Consider the following 23,830-nt stretch of genomic DNA (forward strand, 5'->3'; position numbering starts at 1 on the left):
TTCTGCACCATCACTTAGGAGAACGCTGAACATGCTGTCTATTCCCCGCCTGGATAGTCGCGAAGCCCATTGGTTGATCGAAGGCGCCCGGCGCGAAGCCGAAGCCATTGGCGTGCCGATGTGCATCGCCGTGACCGACGAGTCCGGCAACCTGATTGCCTTCGAGCGCATGGATGGTGGCAAGGTCACCAGCATTACCCTGGCGCAGGATAAAGCCTTTACCGCCGCGGCCGCTCGCAAGGCAACGCACGACTACAACGCGGCCTGTGTGCCTGGTCAGTTGGCCTTTGGTGTTCATACCGCTCTGGGCGGCCGCTTGTCTGTGGTGGGCGGTGGTTTGCCGGTGCTGGTCGACGGCGAGGTCGTCGGTGGTATTGGTCTCAGTTCGGGCACGCCGCAACAGGATATGCAGTGCGCTCAAGCGGGCATCGACTGCCTGCTGGCGCAACTGGAACAGCAGCGGTAGCGCGCTATAAGGCGTTTTCCGGGATGATCATTCACGCTGTGAATGATGAAAATAACAATAATAAATTAGTGGAATTATTTTTCGGTCCCTAGGCTCAGGGTGTGCACAACACAAAACCGCACACGAAAACGCCCAGAAAAAGGCGCGCCAGCGCCAACAACAAAATAAGAGGCACCGAGCATGACAGACCGCACTACCGAGGGCGGCTTGCAGATCGCAACAGCGCTGCACCGCCTGGTCGCCGAGGAACTTCTGCCAGGCACCGGCATCGAGCCGGCCCATCTGTGGCAGCAACTGGAATCCATCCTGGATGAACTGACGCCGCGTAACGATGCGTTGTTGCGTGAGCGTGAGCAATTGCAGGCGCAGCTGGATCGTTGGCACGCTGAGCACAGCGAAGAGCCGTTCAACCGCGACGACTACCGTGCCTTTCTCGAGCAGATTGGCTATTTGCTTCCTGCTGGCGACGATTTTCAGATTCGCACCACCGGTGTGGATCGTGAAATCGCTGAGCAGGCCGGTCCGCAGTTAGTGGTACCGGTGAAAAACGCGCGCTTTGCGCTGAATGCGGCTAACGCCCGTTGGGGCAGTCTCTACGATGCGCTCTACGGCACCGATGCCATCGCCCACAGCGACGGCGCCGAAGCCAGCGACGATTACAATCTGGTGCGCGGCGCCCGGGTGATCGCCTATGGCCGGCAACTGCTTGATCAGGCAGTGCCGCTGGCCGAATGCAGTCATTCGCGGGTCAGTGCGTATCGGGTGCTCGGGGGTGAGTTGGTGGTGGAGTTGGTCGATGGCCGCGAAACCAGTCTGGCGCAGCCGGAACAGTGCCTGGGTTTTCAGGGCGACCCGGAAAGCCCGACTGCCATCTTGCTGGTTAATAACGGCCTGCACATCGAAATTCAGATCGACCCGACCGACAAGATTGGCAGCACCGATGCTGCTGGCGTCAAAGACCTGCTGATCGAAGCGGCGCTGACCACCATCATGGATTGCGAAGATTCGGTCGCCGCCGTTGATGCCGACGACAAGGTCGAGGTCTACCGCAACTGGCTGGGTCTGATGCGTGGCACTTTAAGCGAGAGCGTCACCAAAGCCGGCCAAACTGTCACGCGCCGTCTGGCGGAAGATCGTCAATACCAGGGGCTGGATGGCCGGCCGCTGACGTTGCCCGGTCGCAGTCTGATGTTCGTGCGCAACGTTGGTCATCTGATGACCACGCCAGCGATTCTCGATCGCCATGGCCGCGAAATCTACGAAGGCGTGCTCGATGCGATGATGACGGCGCTGGCTGCCATGCACGATTTAAAACAGCTGGGCGGGCTGCGCAATTCGCGCACCGGCAGCGTCTATATCGTCAAACCCAAGATGCACGGCCCGGCCGAGGTAGCCTTTGCGGTGGATCTGTTTGAACGCGTCGAGCAGGCGCTGGATATGGCGCCGAACACCCTGAAGATCGGCATCATGGACGAGGAGCGGCGCACCAGCCTGAACCTGAAAGAATGCATTCGTGCGGCTATTGATCGAGTGGTCTTTATCAATACCGGTTTCCTGGATCGTACCGGCGATGAAATCCACACCGACATGCTGGCCGGGCCGATGATTCCCAAGGCGCAGATGAAGCAGACCGCCTGGATTGCCGCCTATGAAAACAACAATGTCGATGTCGGTCTGGCCTGTGGTCTGGCCGGTCGCGCTCAGATTGGCAAAGGCATGTGGCCGATGCCCGATGAAATGGCCGCCATGCTGACGCAGAAAATCGCCCACCCTCAGGCCGGCGCCAACACCGCCTGGGTGCCGTCACCCAATGGCGCGACGCTGCATGCCTTGCATTACCACCAGGTGGACGTGCGCGAGCGGCAATCGCAAATACGCCAGCGCGCGCCGGCCAAGCTGGACGATCTGCTGACGCTGCCACTGCTCGAAGACCGCAGCGCGCTCAGCGCCGCCGATATCCAGCAGGAACTGGACAACAATGCCCAGGGCATTCTTGGCTATGTGGTGCGCTGGATTGATCAGGGCGTCGGCTGTTCCAAGGTGCCTGACATCAACGACGTTGGCCTGATGGAAGACCGCGCCACGCTGCGTATTTCCAGCCAGCACATGGCCAACTGGCTGCATCATGGCCTGTGCAGCGAAGCTCAGGTGATCGAGACGATGCAGCGCATGGCGGCGGTGGTTGATCGACAAAACGCGCACGATGCGGCCTATCGTCCGATGGCTGCAGACTTCGACGCCAGCATCGCCTTCCAGGCGGCCCTGGCGCTGGTGCTCAAAGGCAAAATACAGCCCAATGGCTATACCGAGCCGCTGTTGCATGCCTACCGGCAACAAGCCAAGGCGGCTCGCTCAGCTAAAGCTGGCGCTGAAAGTAGTTCACCAGCTGCTGTATAACAGCGGCATCTTTCAGCGCGCCGCTGTGGCCGAGGCCGCGGGTCTGAATGGACTCAGCCGCAGGCCAGGCCGCAGCGGTGCGCTGAAAATCGACACGGGGCACTTCCGGGTCGTCTTCATCGACCACCAATATTCCCGGCAGTTGCAAAAAGGGCTCGGCGAAGTCGAGGCTGATGCGCTGCCAGATACTGGTGTCTTCATCCAGAAAGCGACGCGACAGCTCACGGCTGTGCGCCGTCAGATGACGCACAAAGGCATCCCGGCTGCGCTCGTTCAACCCCAGAGCGCCGTGAAACCGCGCAAATAACGCCTGCACATCCAGACCCGGCGCGATCAGCGCCAGCTGGCCCGGCTGCAAGCCCAGCGCCATCGCCTGAATTACCGACTGAGCACCCAGAGAATGCGCCATGACCGCTGCTGGCTGACCCAGTTGTGCCTGAATCAGCACCAGTGTCTGGGCGAATTCGTAGACGTGGGTATGACGACTTTTGTTCAGACCGTGACCGGGCAGATCGAACAGACAGACCTGATAGCCTGCCTCGACCAATGGCGGTGCCAACTCGCGGAATTGACTGCCGCTGCCACGCCAGCCGTGCACGCCCAGAATCAAGGGCGCATTGGGCGGGCCCCAAAGATGCAGATCCAGGCCAGCGGGATCGAGATAGAGTGTCTGGCGGCGGTCGGCGCTGTTCCAGAAAGCGCGGGTGCGTACTCCAGGTTCGCCGTGCACCGGTGTGAACCAGAGCCGGGTCAGTGCCTGGGCGGCCAGGTTTGGCGATAGCCAGCTCAGCGCATTCAGGGCGCGGCCCAGTCGTTTGAAACTGGCGGGCATCAGCCCGGTCTGGGCGGCAACCGGCGCTTGGGTTTGCTGGCTGGATAAGGCGGAGAATAACGTCATCAGGCTATTCCGGTGCAAAGGAGCCTGAAGTCTGCGCTGGTTTTGGTGCAAAGCTGAGTGTCATATTTGACAACTTAGGGTCTAAAACTGACATTATGAGTCTGTGTTTGGAACAACTCAGGTGGCTGCCATGCAGGTGGTGATACTGCTGACCGAAAACAGCATGGGCTCGCAGGTGGTGGGTCTGGTCGATGCGCTGATGATGGTCAATTACTGCCATCACCAAGCCGGCGGCGAAGCGCCGCTGTTTGAATGGTCGCTGGTCTCGATCGACGGCCAGCCGGTGCGGCCCTTTAATGGTTTGCCGGTGGCTGCTGACCAATCGCTGGCTCAGGCGCTGGCCGATGATCGCTATCCGCTGGATCAAAAACTCTGGCTGGTGCCCTCGGTGATTGAGGCGGTGTCCCGGCCGGAACGCATTCGCCAAGCGTTGCAACGACTGGCGCCTATGGTCGACGCTGTCCGGCAGTATTATCAGCGCGGTGGTCGCATCGCCAGTGCCTGCACCGGCGCCTTTGTACTGGCCGCTGCCGGCTTGTTGGCGCCGTATCCGGCCTTGATGCATTGGCGCAGCGAGGCCAGTTTCCAGCAGTTGTTTCCGGGCATACGCACCGATACCCGTACCGCCATGGCCGATTACGGCCGTATTCTCTGCGCCAGCGGCGGTATGCAGAGCGCGGCGCAACTGGTGTTGCATCTGGTGGCTCGGCAGCACAGCGAGGCGCTGGCGCTGGAGGTCGCCAAATTGATGCAGGTTGACCGTCAATCGACCGCGCCGGTGGCCTATGGCGCTACCCAGACCGATCGGCCGCATAACGACGAAAAAGTCCGCCTGGCTCAGGCGCGGCTGCGCGAGCGCTTGCATCTGAGCGTCAGTATCGAACAGCTGGCGACGGAACTGGCCATCAGTGACCGTCAATTAAAGCGGCGTTTTGCCCAGGCCACTGGCCTGTCGCCGCTGAAATATCTGCAGAAGGAACGCCTGAAGCGCGCCTGTCAGTTGCTGGAGAACAGCCGCCTCACCTCGGCGCGCATTGCCGGCGAGGTGGGTTATCAGGACGAGAGTAATTTCCGCCGACTGTTCAAACGCGAACTGGGCATGACCATGGAACACTACCGGCGTCGTTTCAGTGCTGCGCTCAGCGCGCATGACTAGCGGTTTGTACGCCTTGCTGTGCTAAACTGCGCCACCATTTTTCCGCCTTGCGGTTGCGAGTTTACGATGCCAAAAGCCCCTGAAATCAAACCCGGTCATGTTGTCGAACTGGATGGCCAGCCGTTTATTGTCCGCAAAGTCGATGTGCACAGCCCCAGCGCCCGTGGTGCCTCCACGCTGTATAAGATGACCTTCAACGATCTGGTCACCAAGCGTAAACGCGAAGAAACCTACAAGGGCGACGAGCTGCTGACGCTGGCAGACGCCCAGTTGCGCACCGTCCAATATCTGTTTGCCGACGGCGACATGCACACCTTTATGGACGCGGAAGACTACGCTCAGCACATGCTCTCAAGTGATGACCTGGACGACACCCTGCCGTGGCTGGAAGACGGTATGGAAGGCCTGACCGGCGTGGTGGTCAACGATGTGCTGGTGGCGATTGAATTGCCGCAGTCGGTGGTGCGCACCATTCTCGACTGCGCCCCGGCGATCAAAGGCGCTTCAGCCTCGGCGCGCACCAAGCCAGCGGATCTCGGCCGCGGCCTCAGTGTGCAGGTTCCCGAATACATCGAAGTGGGTGAACGCATCAAGGTGAACACCGAGTCGCGCAAGTTTATGTCCCGAGCCTGACGCCGACCCAAAATCAGTTTATTGTGATAGAGTTCACATAAAGTTCGCTAACGCCGACAGGGAGGTCGTAAGCCAGCGTGGAACCAACCAAGCCATCTGTTAATCCCCCGGCTGACGAAGCCGCCGTCGCCCAATTGCTCAAGCTGTTGCACCAGGATGCCAGGGTGAAGGCAGCGATGGACCGTTTGGGCGTCTTTGTCGTCAATCATCGCGACTACGACCAGTACCCGCTGACTACCCCGATGCATCACAACGGCAAGGTACCCTTTGCCCATGCCTGGGACTGGCTGGATTATGTTCATCCGCAAGATCGGCCTCGGGTGGAAGAAGCCTGGAATGCCGTAATTCGCGGCGAAACAGACCTGTTCTGCGCCGAATATCGCTTTAAACAGCGCGATGATGAGTATCGTTGGCTGCTTAATAAAGGCACGGTCGTGTATCGCACCGAAGACGGCTATCCCTGGATTTACCTTGGTGCCGATACCAATATCGAAGAACTCAAACACACCCAGCGCCGCCTGCTCGAACAACAGGATGAGTTGCGCGACAGCCTGATGCGCGACCCGCAGCTGGGCATTCCCAACCGACGGTTTCTCGATGAGCAGGCACCCGACATGCTCGCCCATGCCTGCCAGGAAGGCGCACCGCTGACCGTTCTGGTCTGCGATCTGGATAATTTCAAAACCCTGAACGATACCCTGGGCCATTCGGTGGCCGATCGCATTCTGATGCAGGTGGTCGGCAAAATCGGCGATTGCCTGCGCGATACCGATGTCATTGCCCGTTTCGGCGGTGATGAGTTTGTTGTCCTGCTGGCCGCGACCGATGCTGACCAGGCCGCTCAGGTGGCGCAGCGGATTTTGATCTCGGTGCGTGAACTGTCGGCTGAGACTGCGGGGACTGAGTTGGCCATTTCCATCGGCGGCTACAGTTCGCGTCCCGCCGAGGGGGAGACCCTGTGGCAGTTTTTCGAGAAAGCCGATAAGGCGCTGTATCGCGCCAAGCAGCAGGGTCGGGATTGTTTCGTCGCTGCTGCGGAATGATGTAAACCCGCCCGCCAAACCGTCTTCTTTTTATCGCTACGACCAAGGTTTCGTTGCCACGGTCTGGGTTTGATGTTTAATATTAGAAAATTCTAATAAAAAGAAGAGTGACCCTATGCCACGTCAATATCAGATCGTTATCGCCGGGGGTGGTGCTGCCGGTATCGCCGTTGCCGCTTCGCTGAAACAACGTCACAGCGCGCTGCGCATCGCCCTTGTTGAGCCCAACCAGACGCATGTGTATCAGCCGGGCCAGACTCTGGTTGGCCGGGGCGTTATGACGCTGAATCAACTGAAACGACCGACGGCATCCTTGTTGCCCCGGGGCGTTGACTGGATACAGCAGAGCGTGGCGGCCTTCGAACCCGAGCAGCGTCAGGTCCGGCTGAATAACGACGAGGTGCTGGAGTACGAGCAGTTGGTGGTTGCGCTCGGTTTGGAATTGCACATCGATGCCATCGAAGGTCTGGCCGACACCCTGGGTAAAAATGGCGTTACCTCCAACTACATCACTGAACTGGCCGATTACACCTGGCAGCAAGTGCAGGCGTTACATTCCGGCAAGGCGCTTTTTACCCAACCGCCGATGCCGATCAAATGCGCCGGTGCGCCGCAGAAAGCCATGTACCTCAGTTGCGACTTTTGGCAGCAACAAGGGCGACTGAAAGACATTCAGGTTGAATTCCATAACAGCGGTGCCGCCATGTTTGGGGTCGCTGATTTCGTGCCGGTGCTGGAAAGTTATGTGCGTGGTTACGGCGCGGTTCCGGTCTTTGGCAGTACCCTGGTGCGGGTTGATGGGCCCAACCACAAAGCCTGGTTTGCCCAGGCTGACGGCACGGAACTCGAAGTCGCTTTCGATCTGCTGCATGTCACGCCGCCACAACGGGCACCGGCGGTTGTTCGCAATAGTCCGCTGGCCAATGAAGCTGGTTGGCTGGAGGTCGATCAGTACTCTTTGCAACACCCGCGTTATGCCAACGTTTTCAGTCTGGGCGATGTCAGTTCGGCACCCAACGCCAAGACCGCTGCGGCAATTCGCAAGCAGGCGCCGGTGGTGGCGCTGAACATTCTGGCGATGCGTAAAGGCCAGCCATTTGCGGTCGGTTATGACGGCTACGGTGCCTGTCCGCTGACGGTGGAGGCGGGCAAGGTGGTGCTGGCTGAGTTCGGTTATGGCGGCAAGTTGCTGCCCAGTTTTCCGTTAAATCCAACCCGACCACGGCGTTTTTACTGGTGGATGAAAACCACGCTGTTTCCCTGGGTGTATTGGAATTTGATGCTCAAAGGACGGGAGTGGTGGCTGAAGAACCAGCGGCCGGGCCAATCCTAAAGCAGGAGGTGTCGTTATGTTCAGCAAGAAGTATCAGCATTGGGTGCAGGCACTGTTGATGTCGGTGTTGATGGTGACCCTGATGACCGCTGTAATCACAGCGGTCAATACCGGGGTCGATGCGGGGTTTGTCGGTCGCTGGGGCGGCGCCTTCGTGGTCGCCTGGCCGATTGCCTTTGTCATCATCCTGCTGTTAGGCCGCCGCGTGGGGCAACTATCGGCACGACTGTGTTCGTTGGATTGAGCGTTGCAAAAGCCGCTATTGGCTGAGCAGTACGGCCAGCCAGCGGCTTTTCGGGTAGAGCTCCAGGCCGATCTTGACCACCACGGTCAGCGGCACGGCCAGCAGCGCCCCGACGGGACCCAACAGCCAGCCCCAGAACACCAAGGAGATAAACACCACCAGGGTCGAGAGGTCGAGAGAGCGTCCCATCAGCCGCGGCTCCAGCAGGTTACCGATCACCGCATTGATGGCGCCAAAACCCAGACCGCTGATCAGCAAGCCGGGCCAGCCGAGCTGGACAGTGGCCAGAAACATCGGCGGTATTGCGGCGATCAGCGAGCCGATATTGGGGATGAAGTTCATCAGGAAGGCAAAGGTGCCCCAGAGGATGGGGTAATCGACCCCCATCAGTTTGATCAGCGCCCAGACCACCACACCAGTGATGGTGCTGACCAGGCATTTGATCGCCAGATAACGCTGTACCGAATGGCTGAAGCGGCGTGCGAAGGTCATATCGACGCTGCTGCCCAGAGCGCGGCGGGCTTTTTCTGGCAGGTTCTGCGCTTCGTAGAGCATAAAGATCAGGATAAAGATGGTCAGCGCGACGGCCAGCAGGATGCTGCCGACACCGGAAAACAGCCGTCCGGCAAAGCTGATAAAGCTGTCCGGTGGGGCCAGCGATTGCAAGCTGGAGCGCAGATCCCCGGTCAGCCAGGGTATGCGTTCACGCAGATAGGCAATGCCTTGATCAAGGCTGCTTTCGTACTCGGGCAGGCGTTTGAAAAAATCATCGGCTGAGGTCGCCACCAGGCTGCCGATGATATAAAACACCGCGAACACCAGGGCCACGACCACACCGATAGCGATGGGAATCGGCACTTTCCAGTTCACCAGCCAACGCACTGCAGGCGCTGTCAGCACCGCCAGAAACAAGGCCAACAGACAAGGCACTAAAATCGGCTGGGCGACTTTCATGCCGGCCAGAATAATGATGACTGCCGCTACCGTCAGCAGGGATCGAGCCATAGGGGCGTCGGTAACATTCGGTAGAGGCTTGGGGCTCATCCGTTAGGTTTCCTTCTAATGGGGCGGACTATCGAAGCATTAAAACACAGCCTGAGTGATTGACGCAGTCGCCTGAAAGTCATCAATGGGACTCGGCAGCCGGCTGGCTGTCGCGTTAGAATGGCGGCTCTTTTGGGGCGGGTATCAATCATGACTGTGCACAGTGCCTTTACCTTTTTTCTGGCTCTCTTCCTGTTCAGTATTACGCCGGGGCCGGGTGTCTTTGCCATCCTGGCGCGAGCGTTGACCCGCGGTGCCAAGGCCTGTGTGTTGCTGGCGCTGGGCATGGTGGTCAGCGATCTGGTCTATCTGGTTTTGGCAACCTATGGCCTGGCTGCCATCGCCGAAAACTGGGCCGGGCTCTTTACCCTGATTCGCTATCTGGGCGCGGCCTATCTGATCTATCTCGGTATTCGTATGTTTCGTGCCGTGGTCAGCGATGATCAACCGCTGGCGGCGGAGGCCGGAGGTGGCGGTGCCTTGTCGGGCTTTGTGCAGGGCTTTTTAATTTCCGCGTCCAATCCCAAGGTGATTTTGTTTTACATCGCCTTCCTGCCAACCTTTGTTAACCTCAGCGCCTTATCGACGGCTGACCTGCTGCTGGTCTGTGTGTTGACAGCGGTGGCGCTCTCGCTTGGTCTGATGCTGATTGCCGTCAGTGCCGCCCGCGCCGCCCGGGTGTTAAAAACGCCCAAGGCGGTGCGTCGGCTGAACCGTTCTGCCGGCGGCATCATGATGGCGGCAGGCGCTTATCTGGCGCTCAGTAAGTAAGCCGATTTAAACCGTTGCCGTGGCCGACACTCGCTCGGTCACCCATTCGCCCAGGCGGCGAATGGCGTCCTCGCGCTCCGCTGTCCAGCGGTGTGCAAAACTCAGCCGGAAACAGTGTCGAAATTGCTTGTTGAGCGAAAACATTTCGCCCGGCGCAATCAGCACATCCTGATCTTTGGCGTGATGGTACAGCTCGGTGGTGTTCACCCACGGGGGTAATTCAAACCAGGCGCCAATGCCGCCCTGGGGACGTGACACCTTGGTCACCGACGGGAACTGTTCGCTCACCAGATCGGCGAGCCGTTGATAACGTTGGCGATAGACTTCGCGCGCCTGACGCAGGTGGCGCTCATAAATACCCTGACTGAGAATGTCGGCGCACACCAATTGCGGCAGCAGCGGTGTGGCGACCAGATTGACGAACTTGCGATACAGAATCTCCTCGTAGTAACGCCCCGCCAACACCCAGCCGACACGGACCTGCGGATCGATGGTTTTGGACACCGAGGAGCACAACAACACCCAGCCCTGGGTATCGAATGCTTTGATCGTTTTAGGGCGCCGCTCACCGAAATAGAGATCGCCGTAAATGTCGTCTTCAATCAGTGGCACTTCGTATTGTTCCAGCAAACCGACCAGGGCGCGTTTACGCGCTTCCGGAATACTGCAACCGAGCGGATTGGAGAAGTTCGATACCGTCAGGATGGCGGCGATTGGCCATTGTTCCAGCGCCAGTTTCAGCGCTTCCAGGCTCATGCCGGTTTCCGGGTCTACCGGAATTTCCACCGCACGCAGACCGTAGGATTCAATCAACTGCAAAATGCCGTAATAGCAGGGCGATTCCACCGCCACCACATCGCCCGGTTGCGTCAGTGCCTGCAAGCAGAGCCCCATGGCGTTCAGGCTGCCAATCGAAGTGACAATGCTGTCCGGTGAGACCGCCACGCCCGCATCGATGGCATGGCGGGCAATCTGCTGGCGCAGCTCGTCCGAGCCTTCCGGCACGGTATAACCCACGCCCAGATGCTCGCGGGTTCGTGCCAGCCGGGTGTAACTCTGTTGCAGGTGTTTGGCGATGGGGAAGTCGTTGGCCGGAGTGGCGCGGCTGAAATTGATGGCATTGGAGCGAAACCCATTGCGCTGCACATCCATCACCAACTGAGAGGTGGTCGCGACGATAGGGCGCGCTTCAGTCTGGGCGATGGACGGCATCGCCAATGAAGGCCGGGCCTGCTTGATGGCGTAATAGCCCGATTTGGGTCGCACCTCCACCCAGCCTTGTTCTTCCAGAATGCTGTACGCCGACATCACCGTGGAAATACTGACGCCTTCCTGCTTCGCCAGTTGCCGGATAGAGGGCAGGCGTTCGCCTGTGGCGATGGCGCCGGTGCGGATATGGTCGGCCAGTTTCTCGGCCAGTTGATGATAAAGGCTGGTTTCCACTCGGCTCACCATAACAGTTGCAGGGAAAAAAGAGCGTAACAGTTGGGGCTCTGGTGAATCTGTACTTATTGATATAGCTGATATCTGAATCTGTGCCGGTCCAGATCTCCGGCGTAGCATAGTCCCAGTGCTTTGAGAAAGTACAGTGAGAAAACACAGGAGGACGAGATGAGTACCCAAACCACGCTCCATAACAGCCTGGCAACAGGCTCAGCCGAGACCGGTCTGACTTCCTGGAAGCGTCGTCTGACCGCAATGCAGACGCAGCTGCGTCACTGGCAGCGTCGGCTGACAACGCGACGCCAGTTAAAGCGCCTGCCTGCGCATCTGTATGGCGATGTCGGCCTGAAGCCGCATGAGGTTCAGCGAGAGATGCACCGACCCTTTTGGCAATAACGGCGGCAATAAAAAACCCGGCCTGAGCCGGGTAAGAGAGCAAAGCGGTACGAGGTGATTGATCAGGCGCTGGCCAGTTTGGCAGGTCGCTGATCGATCCAGACCAGCGCCCGCTGAGTAATCCAGGTGCCGGCGAGGTAGGCCAGAATGATGGTGACGATGCTGCCATCGGCGAAGCTCAACGAGGTGATCATCGGGCCCGGGCAATAACCCGCCAGACCCCAGCCGGCACCGAAGATGATGCCACCGAGCACGATGCGCCGATCGATTTCGGTCTTGGCCGGCAGCCGGAAATAGTCGGCTAACCAGGGCCGCGCCTGCTTGAAGATCAATGGTGTCAGAATGAAATTCACCGCCAGGCCGCCGCCCATAACGAACGCTAGCGATGGATCCCAGGCGCCGAATACATTGAGAAAACCAACAACCTTGGCCGGATCAATCATCTGCGCGACCGACAAGCCCAGTCCGAACACCATTCCGGCGAACAGCGCGGCCACTAAGCGCAATGTCTGTATCATGCCCCGACTCCCATCAACTGACGTACAACAAAGACAGTCACCAGACCACTGCCCATAAAACTCAAGGTCGCGACCAGCGAACGCGGGCTGCGTCGGGCCAAGCCGCAAATGCCGTGACCGCTGGTGCAACCGGCGCCGATGGTGGCGCCAACGCCCACCAAGAGACCGGCCAAGACCAAAAGTCCGGGGCTGACGACAGGCTGAATATGCGCAACGCCAGCTCCAAAACCGAGCACCCGGTACAGTACGCCGCCGAGCACCAGACCGATCACAAAGACCGCACGCCAGGCGATATCGCCACGTACCGGCTTGGTCAGGCCGCCGACAATGCCGGAGATACCGGCGATACGACCTTGAGACCACAGCAGGAAGGCGGCGGATAGACCGATGAGCGCGCCACCGATCAGCGCGGACACCGGCGTGAAATTAACGATTTCCATCTTAGTTAAACCTAATTTAGTAGAATCTAATTAAACTGCCCAAAATAATGCGGCCAATGGCCGCAGCTTCAAGTTTGGTTGGTAACAGCAGGGACTATCTCAAGTGCGTCCCCGCTGTCTGTTTACTGAGCGTGTTCGGCGCGAATGTTCAGCGGGATCTTCAGATAGCGCTTGCCGTTGCTTTCCTGCTTGGGCAGATGGCCGGCCTCGATGTTCACCAGAATGCTCTGATAGATCAGCTTGGGCGCAGCCAGCTTGGCGTCGCGTTGTTCGCGAAACTGCACGAACTCGTCCTCGCTGGTGCTGCTTTTCAACTGAACGTTGTGTGCCTTCTCTGCACCGATGGTCGATTCCCACTGCACCGCGCGGCCGCCGGGCTGGTAGTCGTGGCCGGTAAAAACGCGGGTGTCATCCGGCAGGCTGTACAGATTGGCCTGAATGCCTTGGTACAGCGTGCGTGCATCGCCGGCCGGAAAATCGCAGCGGCCAGTGCCGTAGTCCGGCATAAAGAGCGCATCGCCGGTGAAGACGGCGTCTTCGATCAGATACGACAGGCAGGCCGGGGTGTGTCCGGGTGTTGGCAGCGCCTTGATGGTCAGGGTGCCGGCGTTGAAGGTTTCAAAATCTTCCACCAGACGATCGAACTGTTCGCCGTCGGTGACAAAGCTGTCGGCCAGGTTGTAGACGGTTTTGAACACCTGCTGCACCTGACGAATGCGCTCGCTGATGGCGACCTGCAAAGACGGAAACTCATCGCGGAACAGCTGGCTGGAACTCAGGTGGTCGGCATGGGCGTGGGTTTCCAGTACGTAGTGCAGTTTCAGGTCGTGCTCTTTGCTGAAATCGACCACTTTTTGATAGCTCTCATCGGAGACGATGCTGCCGATGGGGTTGTAGTCCAGCACCGGGTCGATCACCACCGCGTCTTTGGAAGCCGGATCAAACACCACATAGGTGAGGGTGTTGGTGGCTTCGTCGTAAAAGGTTTCAATCTGTATGCTCATAAGGTTTGCCTCCATTTGGGCGAAAGCTTGGCAGCATTGGCAACAGCCAATATTAGCGTTTACTAATCAAATGTTGTGCCAAAGCTCCGGCAGCCATTTCACGGCCTCTGCGGACTGAGTTCGTTACTGATGTTTCAGCTTGTTGCAACATCCGTTTCACTGCGCTTCGCCCAGGCGCGGGCAGCGGCCATGGCCGGTTCGGTTTCCAGGAAGAAATGATCTTCGCCCAGAGTTGAGCTGAAGCCGGAACGATCCATCACATCCTTAACCGGGCCTTTGACATGAGCGATAAACAGCTCGATGCCGCGCTGGCGATAACCGTGCAACAAATCGTGCAAGGCGGTGTCGGCCGAGCTGTCGAGCTGGTTGATCGAACAGGCATCGAGCACCACGGCACGCAAAGGTGCATCGAGGCGTTGTTCAACGCGGCGAATGGTGTCTTTCAGGAAGCTGACGTTGCCGTAGTAGAACTGAGCATCGAAACGAATCGCCAGAATGCCTGGCTCGATTTGCGCTTCCGGATGACGCTCGATATTGCGATAAGCCTCGGTGCCCGGCAGTTTGCCGAGCACGGCGTAATGCGGCCGGGTGGTTTTGATAACAAACCACAGCATGGACGCGCCCACCGCCAGAAAGAGGCCATCTTTGGCGCCCAGCGCCAGGGTGGCGGCGAAGGTAAAGAGCAACAAACCCAGATCGCTGCGTTTCACCTTCCACAGATGTTTGACTTCGTGCAGATCAATCAGACCGGCCACCGCCACCATAATCACTGCTGCCAGCGCCGCCTTGGGCAGGAAGTAAAACAGCGGCGTTAACAAGGCCAGCGCAATGGCGATCAGGCTGGCGGTGATCAGCGGTGCCAGACCGCTATTGGCGCCGGCATTGGCGTTGACTGCGGTGCGACCAAAGCCGCCGGCCACCGGCATGGCGCGGGAAAAAGCGCCGACCAGATTGGCCAGCCCGAGCCCGATCAGTTCCTGATTGGGATTAATCTCATAGCGCCGTTCGCTGGCGTATTTGCGTGCCACGGCGATGCTTTCCATAAAGCCGATCAAGGCGATGGCAACGGCCATGGGCAGTAATTCCATGGCATCGGCAAGGCTGAAAGCCGGGGCCGATAAGGCCGGTAAACCAGCCGGAACCGACCCGACCACGGCGACACCGGTTTGATCGAGCCGCAGAGCCCAGACGGCAAGGGTGGTGACGGCGACGGTGATCATTGCCGCTGGTAAGGCTCGGTTGAGCCGTTTTAAACCAACCAATAACGCCAGGCTGACGGCGCCGATCAACAGCGTCGGCAGGTGAATCAACTGCCATTTATCGACCGCGTGCCACAGTGTTTCGGCGATGTTCTCAGTGCGCGGCAGCGATAATCCCAACAGGTTGGCGATCTGGCTGACGGCTATAATCAGGGCCGCGGCGCTGGTAAAACCGGAGATCACCGGATGCGATAGAAAGTTGGTCAGAAAGCCGAGTCGGAAAATGCCCATCACCAAGAAGACGCCGCCAACCAGCAGCGATAACAGGATCGTCAGCTCGATATAACGCTCGGAGCCCACCGGCGCCATCAGGCCAATACCGCTGGCGACCAGCAGCGCCACCAGCGCCACCGGGCCAACCGCCAACTGCCGCGAGGTGCCAAAGAACGCATAGACGATCATCGGCAGTACTGAAGCGTATAAACCGATGTAGGGCGGCAGGCCGCCGAGCAACGCATACGACATCGCCTGGGGCACCAATAAGGTCGCCGTCGTGATCCCAGCGATCACATCACCGCGTAACCAACTGCGCTGGTAATTGGGAATCCACTCCAGCGCCGGAATATAGGGCCGCAAACGAGCGGAGAGAGATTGGGCAGTCATGGCAGCTCCTGTTGCCGGACTCGGTCGTCACCGGGCATTGCTCTGGTTAGCATAGGCCAGTAACAGAGCGGCAAGTCGAACGAGTGTTGAACAATTTCAACCTCTATTACAACGAACGTGCCAACTTTAACTTATTGAAATTTAAGCGTTTTTAAATGATTAGCGAATTTAAGGTTTAATGTTGTTGCAACATCTGTTTCGTCTTGCAACGTCTTTGCTGGCGCTGCTGCTGTTGGCCGGATGCGATCGCAGCGCCGAGGCCCTGCTGGACGACTATGTCACCCGAGTCGGCCGGGTCCTGGACGCCGAACCGCCGCCGCAACAAGCCATGGTATTACCGGCTTATCCGCGGCCACGAGAACTATTGCAAACGCCGCCGGACATCCGTCTCGATCTGCTCGATGCCTGGGCGCTGCGCGGCTGTGAAGTCTTTGTGCTGATTGGCGAACGCAACTCCATTCTCGGCAAACTGGCCGACCCGGTGATTCGCCTCGACTATGAACGCCGCCTGCTCGAACTGCTGCCGGCCTGTCTCAATTCCGATATCGAACTCGATACTGACCTGCGCACCGAACTGGAAAACGCCCTGGCGCAAAAACGCGCCACCTTTCACCAACACCTCTGGAACGCCACCCTCGCCAACCCTGACTACAGCGGCTACTGGACTGACGGCAGTACGGCCATCAAACCCAACGATGACATCGATGCCGCTGGCTACGCCGCCAACCAGCAAGCGCTCGCTGACCTGGTCGCCAACCCCATGCAAAGCACCCAGGACGACTGGCTGAACGTGCTGCAACGGACCACCCAGTACCCCATGGGCGGCCACAGCCTGCAATCGATGCGCCTGGCGATTCAGACTTTGCAACAGGCCGAAGCCATGCTGCGTGAAGCCGCCGAAGACAAACGCCTGTGCCCCATGGGCCCGGCGATGAAGGAATTCGGCTACGCGCGCAATGTGATGGCGAATGTGTTTGTCGGTGAAGTGCAGCCTTGGCTAGGGGAGGTGGATCGGCGGTTTTTGGCAGGTTACGAGGCGTTAGCGGTTATTGACTCCGAACTCGGATCGCTCAGCCCGGCGATGAGGGATTTTCAAACCGAGTTGCAGACCTTTCATCAGGCCTATCGTGAGGCTGTGTTTGAACAAACGCAGGCGTGGAAGGGGTTGATTGAAGGTTGCGGTGGGGTGGTAGGGCGATGAGCGCCGTCAGGCGAAGGTGTCCACCAAGCGACCATATTGCTCAGCGGTAACACCATAAACATCGCGCCCGCCGTTCAGGCGGGCACTGCTTTCCAAGGCGCGTAAATAGTCGCCTGTGTTATGCACCATTACGCCACCGGTGAAGGCTTCGCCCCAGTAATCGGTTACCCATTTGGTCAAGCCATAACGCGTGTAAGTATGGCCCGGCGTTTCACCTTGCAGATCGGCAACGGCAGTCAACACAACTCGCTCGTCCGAGTTCAACACGCTGGCATTGGCGTCGATGCGTTCATCGATCAGCCGTGCGGTGCCTGTGCTGTAGGTTCGGTGGGTTACCTGAACTTGAGGTATAAAACCGGCGCTTTCTATGGCGTCCTCACAACGACATGCAGCCAATTCAGTGGAGACGCTAGCGGTGCATTGTTCAAAGCGCAAGGTGACCGGCTTGGTTTGGTGTTGTCTCTGTCCGGCCCATAAAAAACCCATCCGCTGGGATGGGTTTTTGAGGCGTTCGGGGTGGGTTGATTCAGCGATCCGTCGAGAATGCCACCGCTTGTTGCGCTTCTAAATCGGCCAGTCGGCTTTGCAGCGCCTGGCGAATGGCGTGGTAGGCGTCGCTGCCCGTTGCCAATCGCAGCGGTGCTGGGTTCTGGTCAGCACTGGCGATGATGGCGGCAGCGGTTTTATCGACATCGCCAGGCGCTTGGTAATCGCCGCTGCCGAAGAACTGGCGGATGTTACCGACCGGGCCGGTTTCGTACGCGGGCAGGGTGTCGGCGACGATCAGGTTTTTGCCAAAATCGGTCGCGGTGCTGCCCGGTTCAACCAGGGTGACGCCGATGTTGAATGGCGCCAGTTCGTGACGAACGGCGTCGATAAAACCTTCAATGCCCCATTTGGACGCGTGGTACAGGCTGGCCGCAGGAAAGGCCACCTGCCCGCCCATGGTGGACAGCTGAATCAAACGGCCACCGCCTTGCTGGCGCAGATGCGGAATGACTGCACGCGCTACACGAATGGAACCGAGCAAGTTGGTGTCGAGTTGATGGCGAATTTGCGCATCGCTCAACTCTTCCACTGCTCCAACAACGCCGTAGCCCGCGTTGTTGACGATGACGTCGATGCGCCCTAAGTCGGCAAAGGCGCGATTCACCACGGCGTCGATGGACGCCGCGTCGGTGACATCCAAAGGCGCGGACCAAAAGCGGTCACCGTAGCGTTGTTGCCAGGCGTCCAGTCCCGCTGCCCGGCGGTAGGTACCCGCCACTCGGTCGCCTCGCGCCAAGGCTTGTTCGGCCAGGGCGCGGCCTAAACCACGGCCTATGCCGGTGATGAACCAGGTCGTCTGAGTCATGGTCGTCACCTTATTGACCGACGAACAGGCTGCGGGTCAGCGCCTGATAGTCGGTTTCCGAGCCAGAACGACGCGCTTGCAGCAGCGGTTGAATGTCGCTGGTCGGGGCGTAGCGCAACTGGTCTGTGCCGTCGGTGGCTGCGTCGTAAATGGCGTGAACCACGCGCTCGACGGCATCGCTGTCGGAGCCTTCGGCCATGCCGGCGTAGACTTTGCCAATCTGCTCCAGGAACGGCAGGTAGTCTTCAATCAATGCTGCTTGAGCGCTTTCGGCACCCACGCGATTCAAAAAGCCGGTGCTCGGTGCGCCACCCGGTTCGATGATTTTCACGGCGATGCCCAGCGATTTCAGTTCGTACGCCAAACCTTCGGAGAAGCCTTCAAGCGCGAATTTGGACGCGCTGTACAGCGACGCCATCGGGAAGCCAATGGCTCCGGCGCCGGAGCTGATGTTGATCACCGTGCCCGCCTTGTGGCGACGGAAATGCGGCAGGATGGCGCGGGTCACGTTCATGGCGCCGAACACATTGACGTCGAACTGGTTCTGGATGGCCTCAGCCGGCATGCCTTCGAAAATGCCGAACAAGCCATAACCTGCGTTGTTGACCAAGACATCGATGCGGCCAAAGCGCTCGATGCCCGCGTCGATGGCGGTGCGAATGCTGGCCGGGTCTTGGACGTCGAGGCGAGCGATGAGCAGACGGTCGGATTCGGTCAGGTCACTGGCGGCGGTGTCGCGCAATGTGGCAATCACATTCCAGCCGCGATCGGAAAAAAGCCGGGCGGTGGCCGCGCCGAAGCCAGAGGAAGTGCCGGTAATTAATACGGTTTGAGTCATGTCAGTCTCCTTGGGTGTTTGACGAAACTCACTATAAGGGTCGACAATAGATGAAATAACCCGGTTAAAGACGATCAGACTGTTGAAGGTATCCGTACAATGGATGACTTAAATATACGCGCCCTGCAAGTGCTCAGTGAGGTCGCCACGCAGCGCAGCTTTCGCGCTGCCGCGCAAATACTGGAGATGTCGCCGTCGTCGGTCAGCCACATGATCGGCAACCTGGAGCAACGGCTGGGTATTCGTTTGTTGCAACGCAACACCCGCAGCGTGTCGCTGACCGAAGCGGGCACGGTGTTTCTCACTCGGGTGCGACCGGCCTTGGGCGAGATTCAACAAGCGGTGCAAGGCGTGAATGACTTCCGCGATCAACCGGCGGGTCAGTTGCGCATCAACGCCTCCCAGTGGGGAGCCGAGCGATTGTTGCCAACGGTGTTGGCGTTTATGCCGCGCTACCCGGACGTGCAAGTTGATCTGGTGTGTGAAGATCGCGTTGTCGACATCATTCAGGCGGGATTCGATGCTGGCCTGCGCTTGGAATCGGTAGTGCCGCAAGACATGGTGGCGGTGTCGCTGGGCATTCCTGAAGCGATGATTCTGGTAGCCTCGCCGACCTATTTGGAACGCAACGGCACGCCCCAAACCCCGGGCGATTTGACCCAACACGAGGCCATTCGCACCCGTTTGCCCAGCGGCGCAATAAAGGATTGGCAGTTAATGCATGGCGGCGAGCCGGCGGTCCCGAAATTGTCCGGGCGGTTGATTCTCGGCTCAACTTCGCTGGCCATGAAGGCCGCGATCAGTGGGCTGGGCGTGGCCTGGGTTGAGCAACAGGAAGCGTCGAGCTATCTGGCCAGCGGAGCATTGCAGCAGATCATGCGCGACTGGACACCGTCGCTCGGCAGCCAGGCATTGTATTTCCCACCCAGCCAATTGAAATCGGGCGTGCTGAAGGCCTTTGTTGAATTTGTTCGACAAGCCGCACGAAACAGTTGATTCGTGGTGCAATCAATTGAGACTGGTGCCAAGACTGACGGTCCGGGTGATTGATTGCACCGGGATCGCCACACCAATCGGTTATCAAAAGGTACTCACCACCATGCTCGACGACTTCAAAAAAACCTATCCCGTCATCATCGAACTGCCCGTCCAGTGGGGTGATATGGATGCCTTTAACCATGTCAATAACGTGGTTTATTTCCGCTATTTTGAGAACGCCCGCATCGCTTATTTCGAGCGCACGCCGGTGTTTGAGCAGATGAAACAAACCGGCATCGGGCCGGTGGTGGGGCATACCGAGTGCCGTTACCGTCGACCGCTGACTTATCCCGATAAGATTCTGGTTGGAGCGCGAACCCTAAGCGTGCAGGAATTCGGTTTTGTGCATGAATACGCTGTGTTCAGTGAGCGCCAGCAAACCATCACCACCGATGGCAAGGCGCGCATCGTGCTGTTCAATGGTAAGACCGGTCAGAAAGCGGCAGTCGATGAGGTGATGCGTCAGTCGCTGGTTGAGCTGGAAGGCCGGCCGTTGTCTGACGAGGAATAAAGGAAACCTGCTTGGGTCAGTATGCTGGCCCAGCAGGTTTTGCGTGCTCTTCTGCAAGAACGATTACCAGGGAATGACACCACCACTGGTTAAGAACAAACCGGTGGCACCATCGCTGCCTTCCAAAGCGGTTTTAACCGCTATGGCCGCACCTTCCTCCGCCGTTCCAGGCGCGTTCTGCCCACCCAGATCCGTCGCAATCCAGCCCGGGCTCACCGAATTCACTCTGAAACCCTCGGCGCGCAGTTCTTTGGCCAGTAAAACCGTGAACATATTCAGCGCTGCCTTGGATGCGTTATAAGCCATGGGCACCGCGCTGTGGAACGGCCAGGACGGGTCGCCGTGTTGGGTGATGGAGCCCAGGCCGGTCGACAGGTTGACGATGGCTTTGTGGGTGCCGGCGCGCAGTAACGGCAACATTTGCTGAGTGACAGCGATGGTGCCGAACAGATTGGTCTCAAAGCTGGCTCTCAGGTCACCCAAGGCCACGGTCGATGCCGTACCAAAATCGGTGATGATGCCGGCGTTGTTGATCAATCCATCCAGATAGCCGCTGTCGCTTTTGATCTGCTCCGCAGCGGCGGCCTGTGAAACCGCATCATTCAGATCGATTTGTACAAAACGCACATCGCCTGCGGCCTGCAGTTCAGCTGCCGCTTGCTCGCCCGCGTCGCGCTGACGGGCACCGAGGTAGACAACATGACCGGCGCTGGCCAGTTGACGGACGATGGCTTTGCCGATGCCTTTGTTGCCACCGGTGACCAGGAAGACTTTGTTACTCATGATTCGCTCTGCTCTATAGCTGGGTGAGTTGGGTGGCGCTGCTTATGCGCGTCACTGTCAGAGCCAGTATCGGGTCGGGCGATTATCAGTAAAATAGCTATAATTTTTATAAATTGTTCGATGGTATCTCATAATGACCCTGCCCCCGATGAACGAACTGCTGGCGTTTCAGCAGGTCGCGCGCCATCTGAGTTTCAAGCAGGCGGCCGAGGAGTTGAATCTGACGCCGTCGACGCTCAGCCATTTGATTCGTACTTTTGAAGAACGCTTGAAGACACGGTTGTTCAATCGCACCACGCGCAGTGTGTCGTTAACTGAAGCCGGTCATACGTTGTATGGGCAGGTGTCGACGATTCTGAGCGATCTCGGTCAGGCGGTGGATAATCTCGATGCCGATGACGCTCAGCCGCACGGCCGGGTACGGATCAGCGTTAACGAGGTGGCGGCGCCGATCCTGCTCGACAAGCTAGGCGTCGATTTCCACCAGCGTTATCCCGGTATTGAAGTGGAGTTGATCGTCGATAACCGGCTGATCGATATCGTCGCCGACGGCTTTGATCTGGGTGTGCGCCTGAAAGACGCCATCCCTCAGGATATGGTCGCAGTGCCGGTGGTGCAGGACTTTCGTTTTGTCACCGTGGCCGCAAAAGAGTACATCGAACGCCATGGCACACCGCAGCAACCGGCCGATTTACTGGCACACAATTGCATCGGTTTTCGCTTTCAAAGTGGGCGGCGTTATGAGTGGGCGTTTCAGCAGCGCGGTGAGCGTCAGGTGGTCGATGTCAAAGGCAGTCTGACCACCAATAATCCGGGCTTGATGATGCGCGCGGTTAAAAACGGCCTGGGTATCGCGCATTATGCCGAACCTTTGCTGCGTGAGGATATTGCCAGCGGCGAGCTGGTTTCTGTACTGGCAAACTGGAACCTGGATTGGCCCGGTTTGTATCTGTATTTCCCGCAAAACCGTTATATGCCGGCGGCGTTGCGTGTGGTCATCGATGCGCTGAAAGAAGCCTGATCAGTCGGTTTCGACGGCCGCTGTTTTCACCGGAATCAACGCATCTCTGTCCCAACCCAAGCGTCCGGTTGCCACGGCTTTGCGGCGCATGCCTTTGACCGGCGCGAGATAAAACAGATCGCCGTTTAATCCGGTTAATTGCTGCTTAACGCCGGCATCGCGCGCGATGTGGGCGTTGGCGGCCATATGTTCCGGCTCGCCGTGAACCGGTATCGCAAGCTTCGGTTGCACCCACTGATACATCTGCGCCAGTTCGTCGCGCGCCGGATGGCCGGAAGCGTGAATCGGGGCGGCGGAATCCTCGGCGGCGATCACCTTGATATCGCGTTGTTGCAGCAGTTTGATCAGCGCTTCAACCGGCTGTTCGTTGCCGGGAATCACTCTGGAGCTGAACACCACGGTATCGCCTGCTTCGAGGGTGAGTTCGGGGTGGTTGTCGCGCGCTAAACGATGCAAGGCTGCACGCGGTTCTCCCTGGCTGCCGGTGGCGATGGCAAGAAAATTCTGCCGTGGAAAATATCCCAGATCGAAGCTGTCGATAAATTTTGGCATGCCGCTCCAGTAACCGCTGGCGCGGGCGGCGGACACCATATTGCGCAGTGAGCGACCGAGCAGACCGACTTGGCGGCCGCTGTCTTCGGCAATTTTCATCAGCGTTTTCAGCCGCGCCACATTGCTGGCAAAGCAGCTGATCACCACCCGGCCTTCGGCGTTTTCGACGATCTGTTTCAGGCCTTCATAGAGTTCGGCTTCGGAGGTGGAATGGCCGTCGACCAAGGCATTGGTGGAATCGCAGATCATGGCGTCGGGTTCTTCCAACGCCAGCTTTTTATAGGGCTCGGCATCGAAGGCCGGGCCGATGACTGGTGCCGGGTCGAGTTTCCAATCAGCGGTATGAAAGGCGCTGCCGACCGGGGTGCGAATCATCAAGGCCTGGGGTTCGGGAATGGAGTGGGTGATCGACAGCCACTCCACATTGAAGGGGCCGATCTGCTGACGTTCGCCCGGTTGCACGATGTGAATCGGCACCTTGCCGGCCAGATTGAACTCCATCAGCTTGCGCTTGAGGATCTCGGCGGTGAAGGCGGTGGTGTAGACCGGGGCGCGAAAGCGACGCCATAAATAGGGCAGCGCACCGACGTGATCTTCATGGGCGTGGGTGATAACGATGCCGGCCAGTTGCTCGGCGCGCTCGGCGATAAAAGCCGGGTCGGGCATCTGTACGTGCGGGTCGGTAAGGTTGCCGGGTTCGGCGAAGGTGACGCCGCAATCGACCATCAACCAGGCGTCATCGTGTCCATAGAGATTCAGGTTCATGCCGATTTCGCCGCAACCGCCGAGCGGCAGGAACCAGAAATCTTGGCTGTCGGGTGTCATATACAACTATTGTCTTACTGAAACCAACAGTGTAACGGGAATGGCTGCATATTGAGAGC

Annotated in this window: 25 protein-coding genes; 13 read left to right on the forward strand and 12 right to left on the reverse strand. The window is 58.6% G+C overall.

Features of this window, described 5'->3' with window-relative positions:
* The first annotated feature begins 31 nt into the window (after nt 1-31).
* Both ACXAE6_RS17290 and ACXAE6_RS17295 read left to right on the forward strand, forming a co-directional pair.
* Nucleotides 32-466 carry a GlcG/HbpS family heme-binding protein gene (locus ACXAE6_RS17290; protein ID WP_475151928.1) on the forward strand — a complete coding sequence of 145 codons (435 nt, stop codon included), beginning with the start codon at nt 32-34 and terminating at the stop codon, nt 464-466.
* Between the two features lie 180 nt (nt 467-646).
* Nucleotides 647-2,863 (forward strand): malate synthase G, encoded by a 2,217-nt coding sequence (locus ACXAE6_RS17295; RefSeq protein ID WP_475151931.1) that lies wholly within the window; start codon nt 647-649, stop codon nt 2,861-2,863.
* On the opposite strand, the gene ACXAE6_RS17300 is transcribed toward ACXAE6_RS17295, so the two are convergent.
* Nucleotides 2,823-3,761, reverse strand: a complete 939-nt coding sequence (locus tag ACXAE6_RS17300) for an alpha/beta fold hydrolase (protein ID WP_475151938.1) — start codon at nt 3,759-3,761, stop codon at nt 2,823-2,825. The genes ACXAE6_RS17295 and ACXAE6_RS17300 overlap by 41 nt on opposite strands.
* A 130-nt stretch (nt 3,762-3,891) precedes the next feature.
* Between ACXAE6_RS17300 and ACXAE6_RS17305 the strand changes: the two genes are divergently transcribed.
* The 5 genes from ACXAE6_RS17305 (at nt 3,892) to ACXAE6_RS17325 (ending at nt 8,170) form a co-directional block, all read left to right on the forward strand.
* Nucleotides 3,892-4,917, forward strand: a complete 1,026-nt coding sequence (locus ACXAE6_RS17305; RefSeq protein WP_475151940.1) for a GlxA family transcriptional regulator — start codon at nt 3,892-3,894, stop codon at nt 4,915-4,917.
* Nucleotides 4,918-4,983: 66 nt separating this feature from the next.
* Nucleotides 4,984-5,550 carry an elongation factor P-like protein EfpL gene (efpL, locus tag ACXAE6_RS17310; protein WP_475151942.1) on the forward strand — a complete coding sequence of 189 codons (567 nt, stop codon included), beginning with the start codon at nt 4,984-4,986 and terminating at the stop codon, nt 5,548-5,550.
* Nucleotides 5,551-5,627: 77 nt separating this feature from the next.
* Nucleotides 5,628-6,593, forward strand: coding sequence for a sensor domain-containing diguanylate cyclase (locus tag ACXAE6_RS17315; RefSeq protein ID WP_475151945.1), 966 nt, complete (start codon nt 5,628-5,630; stop codon nt 6,591-6,593).
* Between the two features lie 115 nt (nt 6,594-6,708).
* The gene (locus ACXAE6_RS17320; protein ID WP_475151950.1) at nt 6,709-7,926 is read left to right on the forward strand and encodes an NAD(P)/FAD-dependent oxidoreductase; all 1,218 of its coding nucleotides are present in this window, start codon (nt 6,709-6,711) and stop codon (nt 7,924-7,926) included.
* A gap of 16 nt (nt 7,927-7,942) precedes the next feature.
* On the forward strand, nt 7,943-8,170 hold the full coding sequence (locus ACXAE6_RS17325) for a DUF2798 domain-containing protein (RefSeq protein ID WP_475151953.1): 228 nt from the start codon (nt 7,943-7,945) through the stop codon (nt 8,168-8,170).
* A 15-nt stretch (nt 8,171-8,185) separates the two neighbouring features.
* On the opposite strand, the gene ACXAE6_RS17330 is transcribed toward ACXAE6_RS17325, so the two are convergent.
* The gene (locus ACXAE6_RS17330) at nt 8,186-9,175 is read right to left on the reverse strand and encodes an AI-2E family transporter (protein WP_475151956.1); all 990 of its coding nucleotides are present in this window, start codon (nt 9,173-9,175) and stop codon (nt 8,186-8,188) included.
* Between the two features lie 189 nt (nt 9,176-9,364).
* Here ACXAE6_RS17330 and ACXAE6_RS17335 point away from each other — a divergent pair, with 189 nt between their 5' ends.
* Entirely contained in the window at nt 9,365-9,985 is a 621-nt protein-coding gene (locus ACXAE6_RS17335; RefSeq protein WP_475151958.1) for a LysE family translocator, read from the forward strand.
* Between the two features lie 6 nt (nt 9,986-9,991).
* Here ACXAE6_RS17335 and ACXAE6_RS17340 read toward each other — a convergent pair whose 3' ends face one another.
* Complete coding sequence (locus ACXAE6_RS17340) at nt 9,992-11,428, reverse strand: aminotransferase-like domain-containing protein (RefSeq protein WP_475151961.1); 1,437 nt, start codon at nt 11,426-11,428, stop codon at nt 9,992-9,994.
* 168 nt (nt 11,429-11,596) lie between these two features.
* Here ACXAE6_RS17340 and ACXAE6_RS17345 point away from each other — a divergent pair, with 168 nt between their 5' ends.
* Complete coding sequence (locus ACXAE6_RS17345; protein WP_475151964.1) at nt 11,597-11,824, forward strand: DUF1127 domain-containing protein; 228 nt, start codon at nt 11,597-11,599, stop codon at nt 11,822-11,824.
* A gap of 62 nt (nt 11,825-11,886) precedes the next feature.
* Here ACXAE6_RS17345 and ACXAE6_RS17350 read toward each other — a convergent pair whose 3' ends face one another.
* The 4 genes from ACXAE6_RS17350 to ACXAE6_RS17365 all read right to left on the reverse strand — a co-directional run bounded on the left by ACXAE6_RS17350 (nt 11,887) and on the right by ACXAE6_RS17365 (nt 15,648).
* A complete protein-coding gene (locus ACXAE6_RS17350; protein ID WP_475151969.1) occupies nt 11,887-12,342 on the reverse strand; it encodes a DUF6691 family protein in 456 nt (151 codons plus the stop codon).
* Complete coding sequence (locus ACXAE6_RS17355; RefSeq protein WP_475151972.1) at nt 12,339-12,782, reverse strand: YeeE/YedE family protein; 444 nt, start codon at nt 12,780-12,782, stop codon at nt 12,339-12,341. The genes ACXAE6_RS17350 and ACXAE6_RS17355 overlap by 4 nt, the downstream gene beginning before the upstream one ends.
* Nucleotides 12,783-12,904: 122 nt before the next feature.
* Complete coding sequence (locus ACXAE6_RS17360; RefSeq protein ID WP_475151974.1) at nt 12,905-13,786, reverse strand: MBL fold metallo-hydrolase; 882 nt, start codon at nt 13,784-13,786, stop codon at nt 12,905-12,907.
* Nucleotides 13,787-13,920: 134 nt separating this feature from the next.
* The gene (locus ACXAE6_RS17365; RefSeq protein ID WP_475151977.1) at nt 13,921-15,648 is read right to left on the reverse strand and encodes a SulP family inorganic anion transporter; all 1,728 of its coding nucleotides are present in this window, start codon (nt 15,646-15,648) and stop codon (nt 13,921-13,923) included.
* A gap of 178 nt (nt 15,649-15,826) precedes the next feature.
* On the opposite strand from ACXAE6_RS17365, the gene ACXAE6_RS17370 reads away from it, so the two are divergent.
* Nucleotides 15,827-16,849, forward strand: a complete 1,023-nt coding sequence (locus ACXAE6_RS17370; RefSeq protein WP_475151982.1) for a DUF3080 family protein — start codon at nt 15,827-15,829, stop codon at nt 16,847-16,849.
* Nucleotides 16,850-16,855: 6 nt separating this feature from the next.
* Here ACXAE6_RS17370 and ACXAE6_RS17375 read toward each other — a convergent pair whose 3' ends face one another.
* From ACXAE6_RS17375 to ACXAE6_RS17385, 3 genes are all read right to left on the reverse strand, one after another.
* Nucleotides 16,856-17,284 (reverse strand): hypothetical protein, encoded by a 429-nt coding sequence (locus ACXAE6_RS17375; protein ID WP_475151986.1) that lies wholly within the window; start codon nt 17,282-17,284, stop codon nt 16,856-16,858.
* 91 nt (nt 17,285-17,375) lie between these two features.
* On the reverse strand, nt 17,376-18,203 hold the full coding sequence (locus ACXAE6_RS17380; protein ID WP_475151992.1) for an SDR family oxidoreductase: 828 nt from the start codon (nt 18,201-18,203) through the stop codon (nt 17,376-17,378).
* 10 nt (nt 18,204-18,213) lie between these two features.
* Nucleotides 18,214-19,041: an SDR family oxidoreductase gene (locus ACXAE6_RS17385; protein WP_475151995.1), complete on the reverse strand. Its 828-nt coding sequence runs from the start codon at nt 19,039-19,041 to the stop codon at nt 18,214-18,216.
* Nucleotides 19,042-19,140: 99 nt separating this feature from the next.
* On the opposite strand from ACXAE6_RS17385, the gene ACXAE6_RS17390 reads away from it, so the two are divergent.
* Both ACXAE6_RS17390 and ACXAE6_RS17395 read left to right on the forward strand, forming a co-directional pair.
* The gene (locus ACXAE6_RS17390; protein WP_475152000.1) at nt 19,141-20,037 is read left to right on the forward strand and encodes a LysR substrate-binding domain-containing protein; all 897 of its coding nucleotides are present in this window, start codon (nt 19,141-19,143) and stop codon (nt 20,035-20,037) included.
* Between the two features lie 25 nt (nt 20,038-20,062).
* Nucleotides 20,063-20,590, forward strand: a complete 528-nt coding sequence (locus ACXAE6_RS17395) for an acyl-CoA thioesterase (RefSeq protein ID WP_475152005.1) — start codon at nt 20,063-20,065, stop codon at nt 20,588-20,590.
* Nucleotides 20,591-20,653: 63 nt separating this feature from the next.
* On the opposite strand, the gene ACXAE6_RS17400 is transcribed toward ACXAE6_RS17395, so the two are convergent.
* Nucleotides 20,654-21,373 carry an SDR family NAD(P)-dependent oxidoreductase gene (locus ACXAE6_RS17400; protein WP_475152009.1) on the reverse strand — a complete coding sequence of 240 codons (720 nt, stop codon included), beginning with the start codon at nt 21,371-21,373 and terminating at the stop codon, nt 20,654-20,656.
* 133 nt (nt 21,374-21,506) lie between these two features.
* Between ACXAE6_RS17400 and ACXAE6_RS17405 the strand changes: the two genes are divergently transcribed.
* Complete coding sequence (locus tag ACXAE6_RS17405; protein WP_475152012.1) at nt 21,507-22,394, forward strand: LysR family transcriptional regulator; 888 nt, start codon at nt 21,507-21,509, stop codon at nt 22,392-22,394.
* Here ACXAE6_RS17405 and ACXAE6_RS17410 read toward each other — a convergent pair whose 3' ends face one another.
* On the reverse strand, nt 22,395-23,771 hold the full coding sequence (locus ACXAE6_RS17410; protein ID WP_475152015.1) for a ribonuclease J: 1,377 nt from the start codon (nt 23,769-23,771) through the stop codon (nt 22,395-22,397). It abuts the gene before it with no gap.
* Nucleotides 23,772-23,830: the final 59 nt, after the last annotated feature.

This window comes from Saccharospirillum sp. ABV4_185 (genome assembly GCF_056159245.1).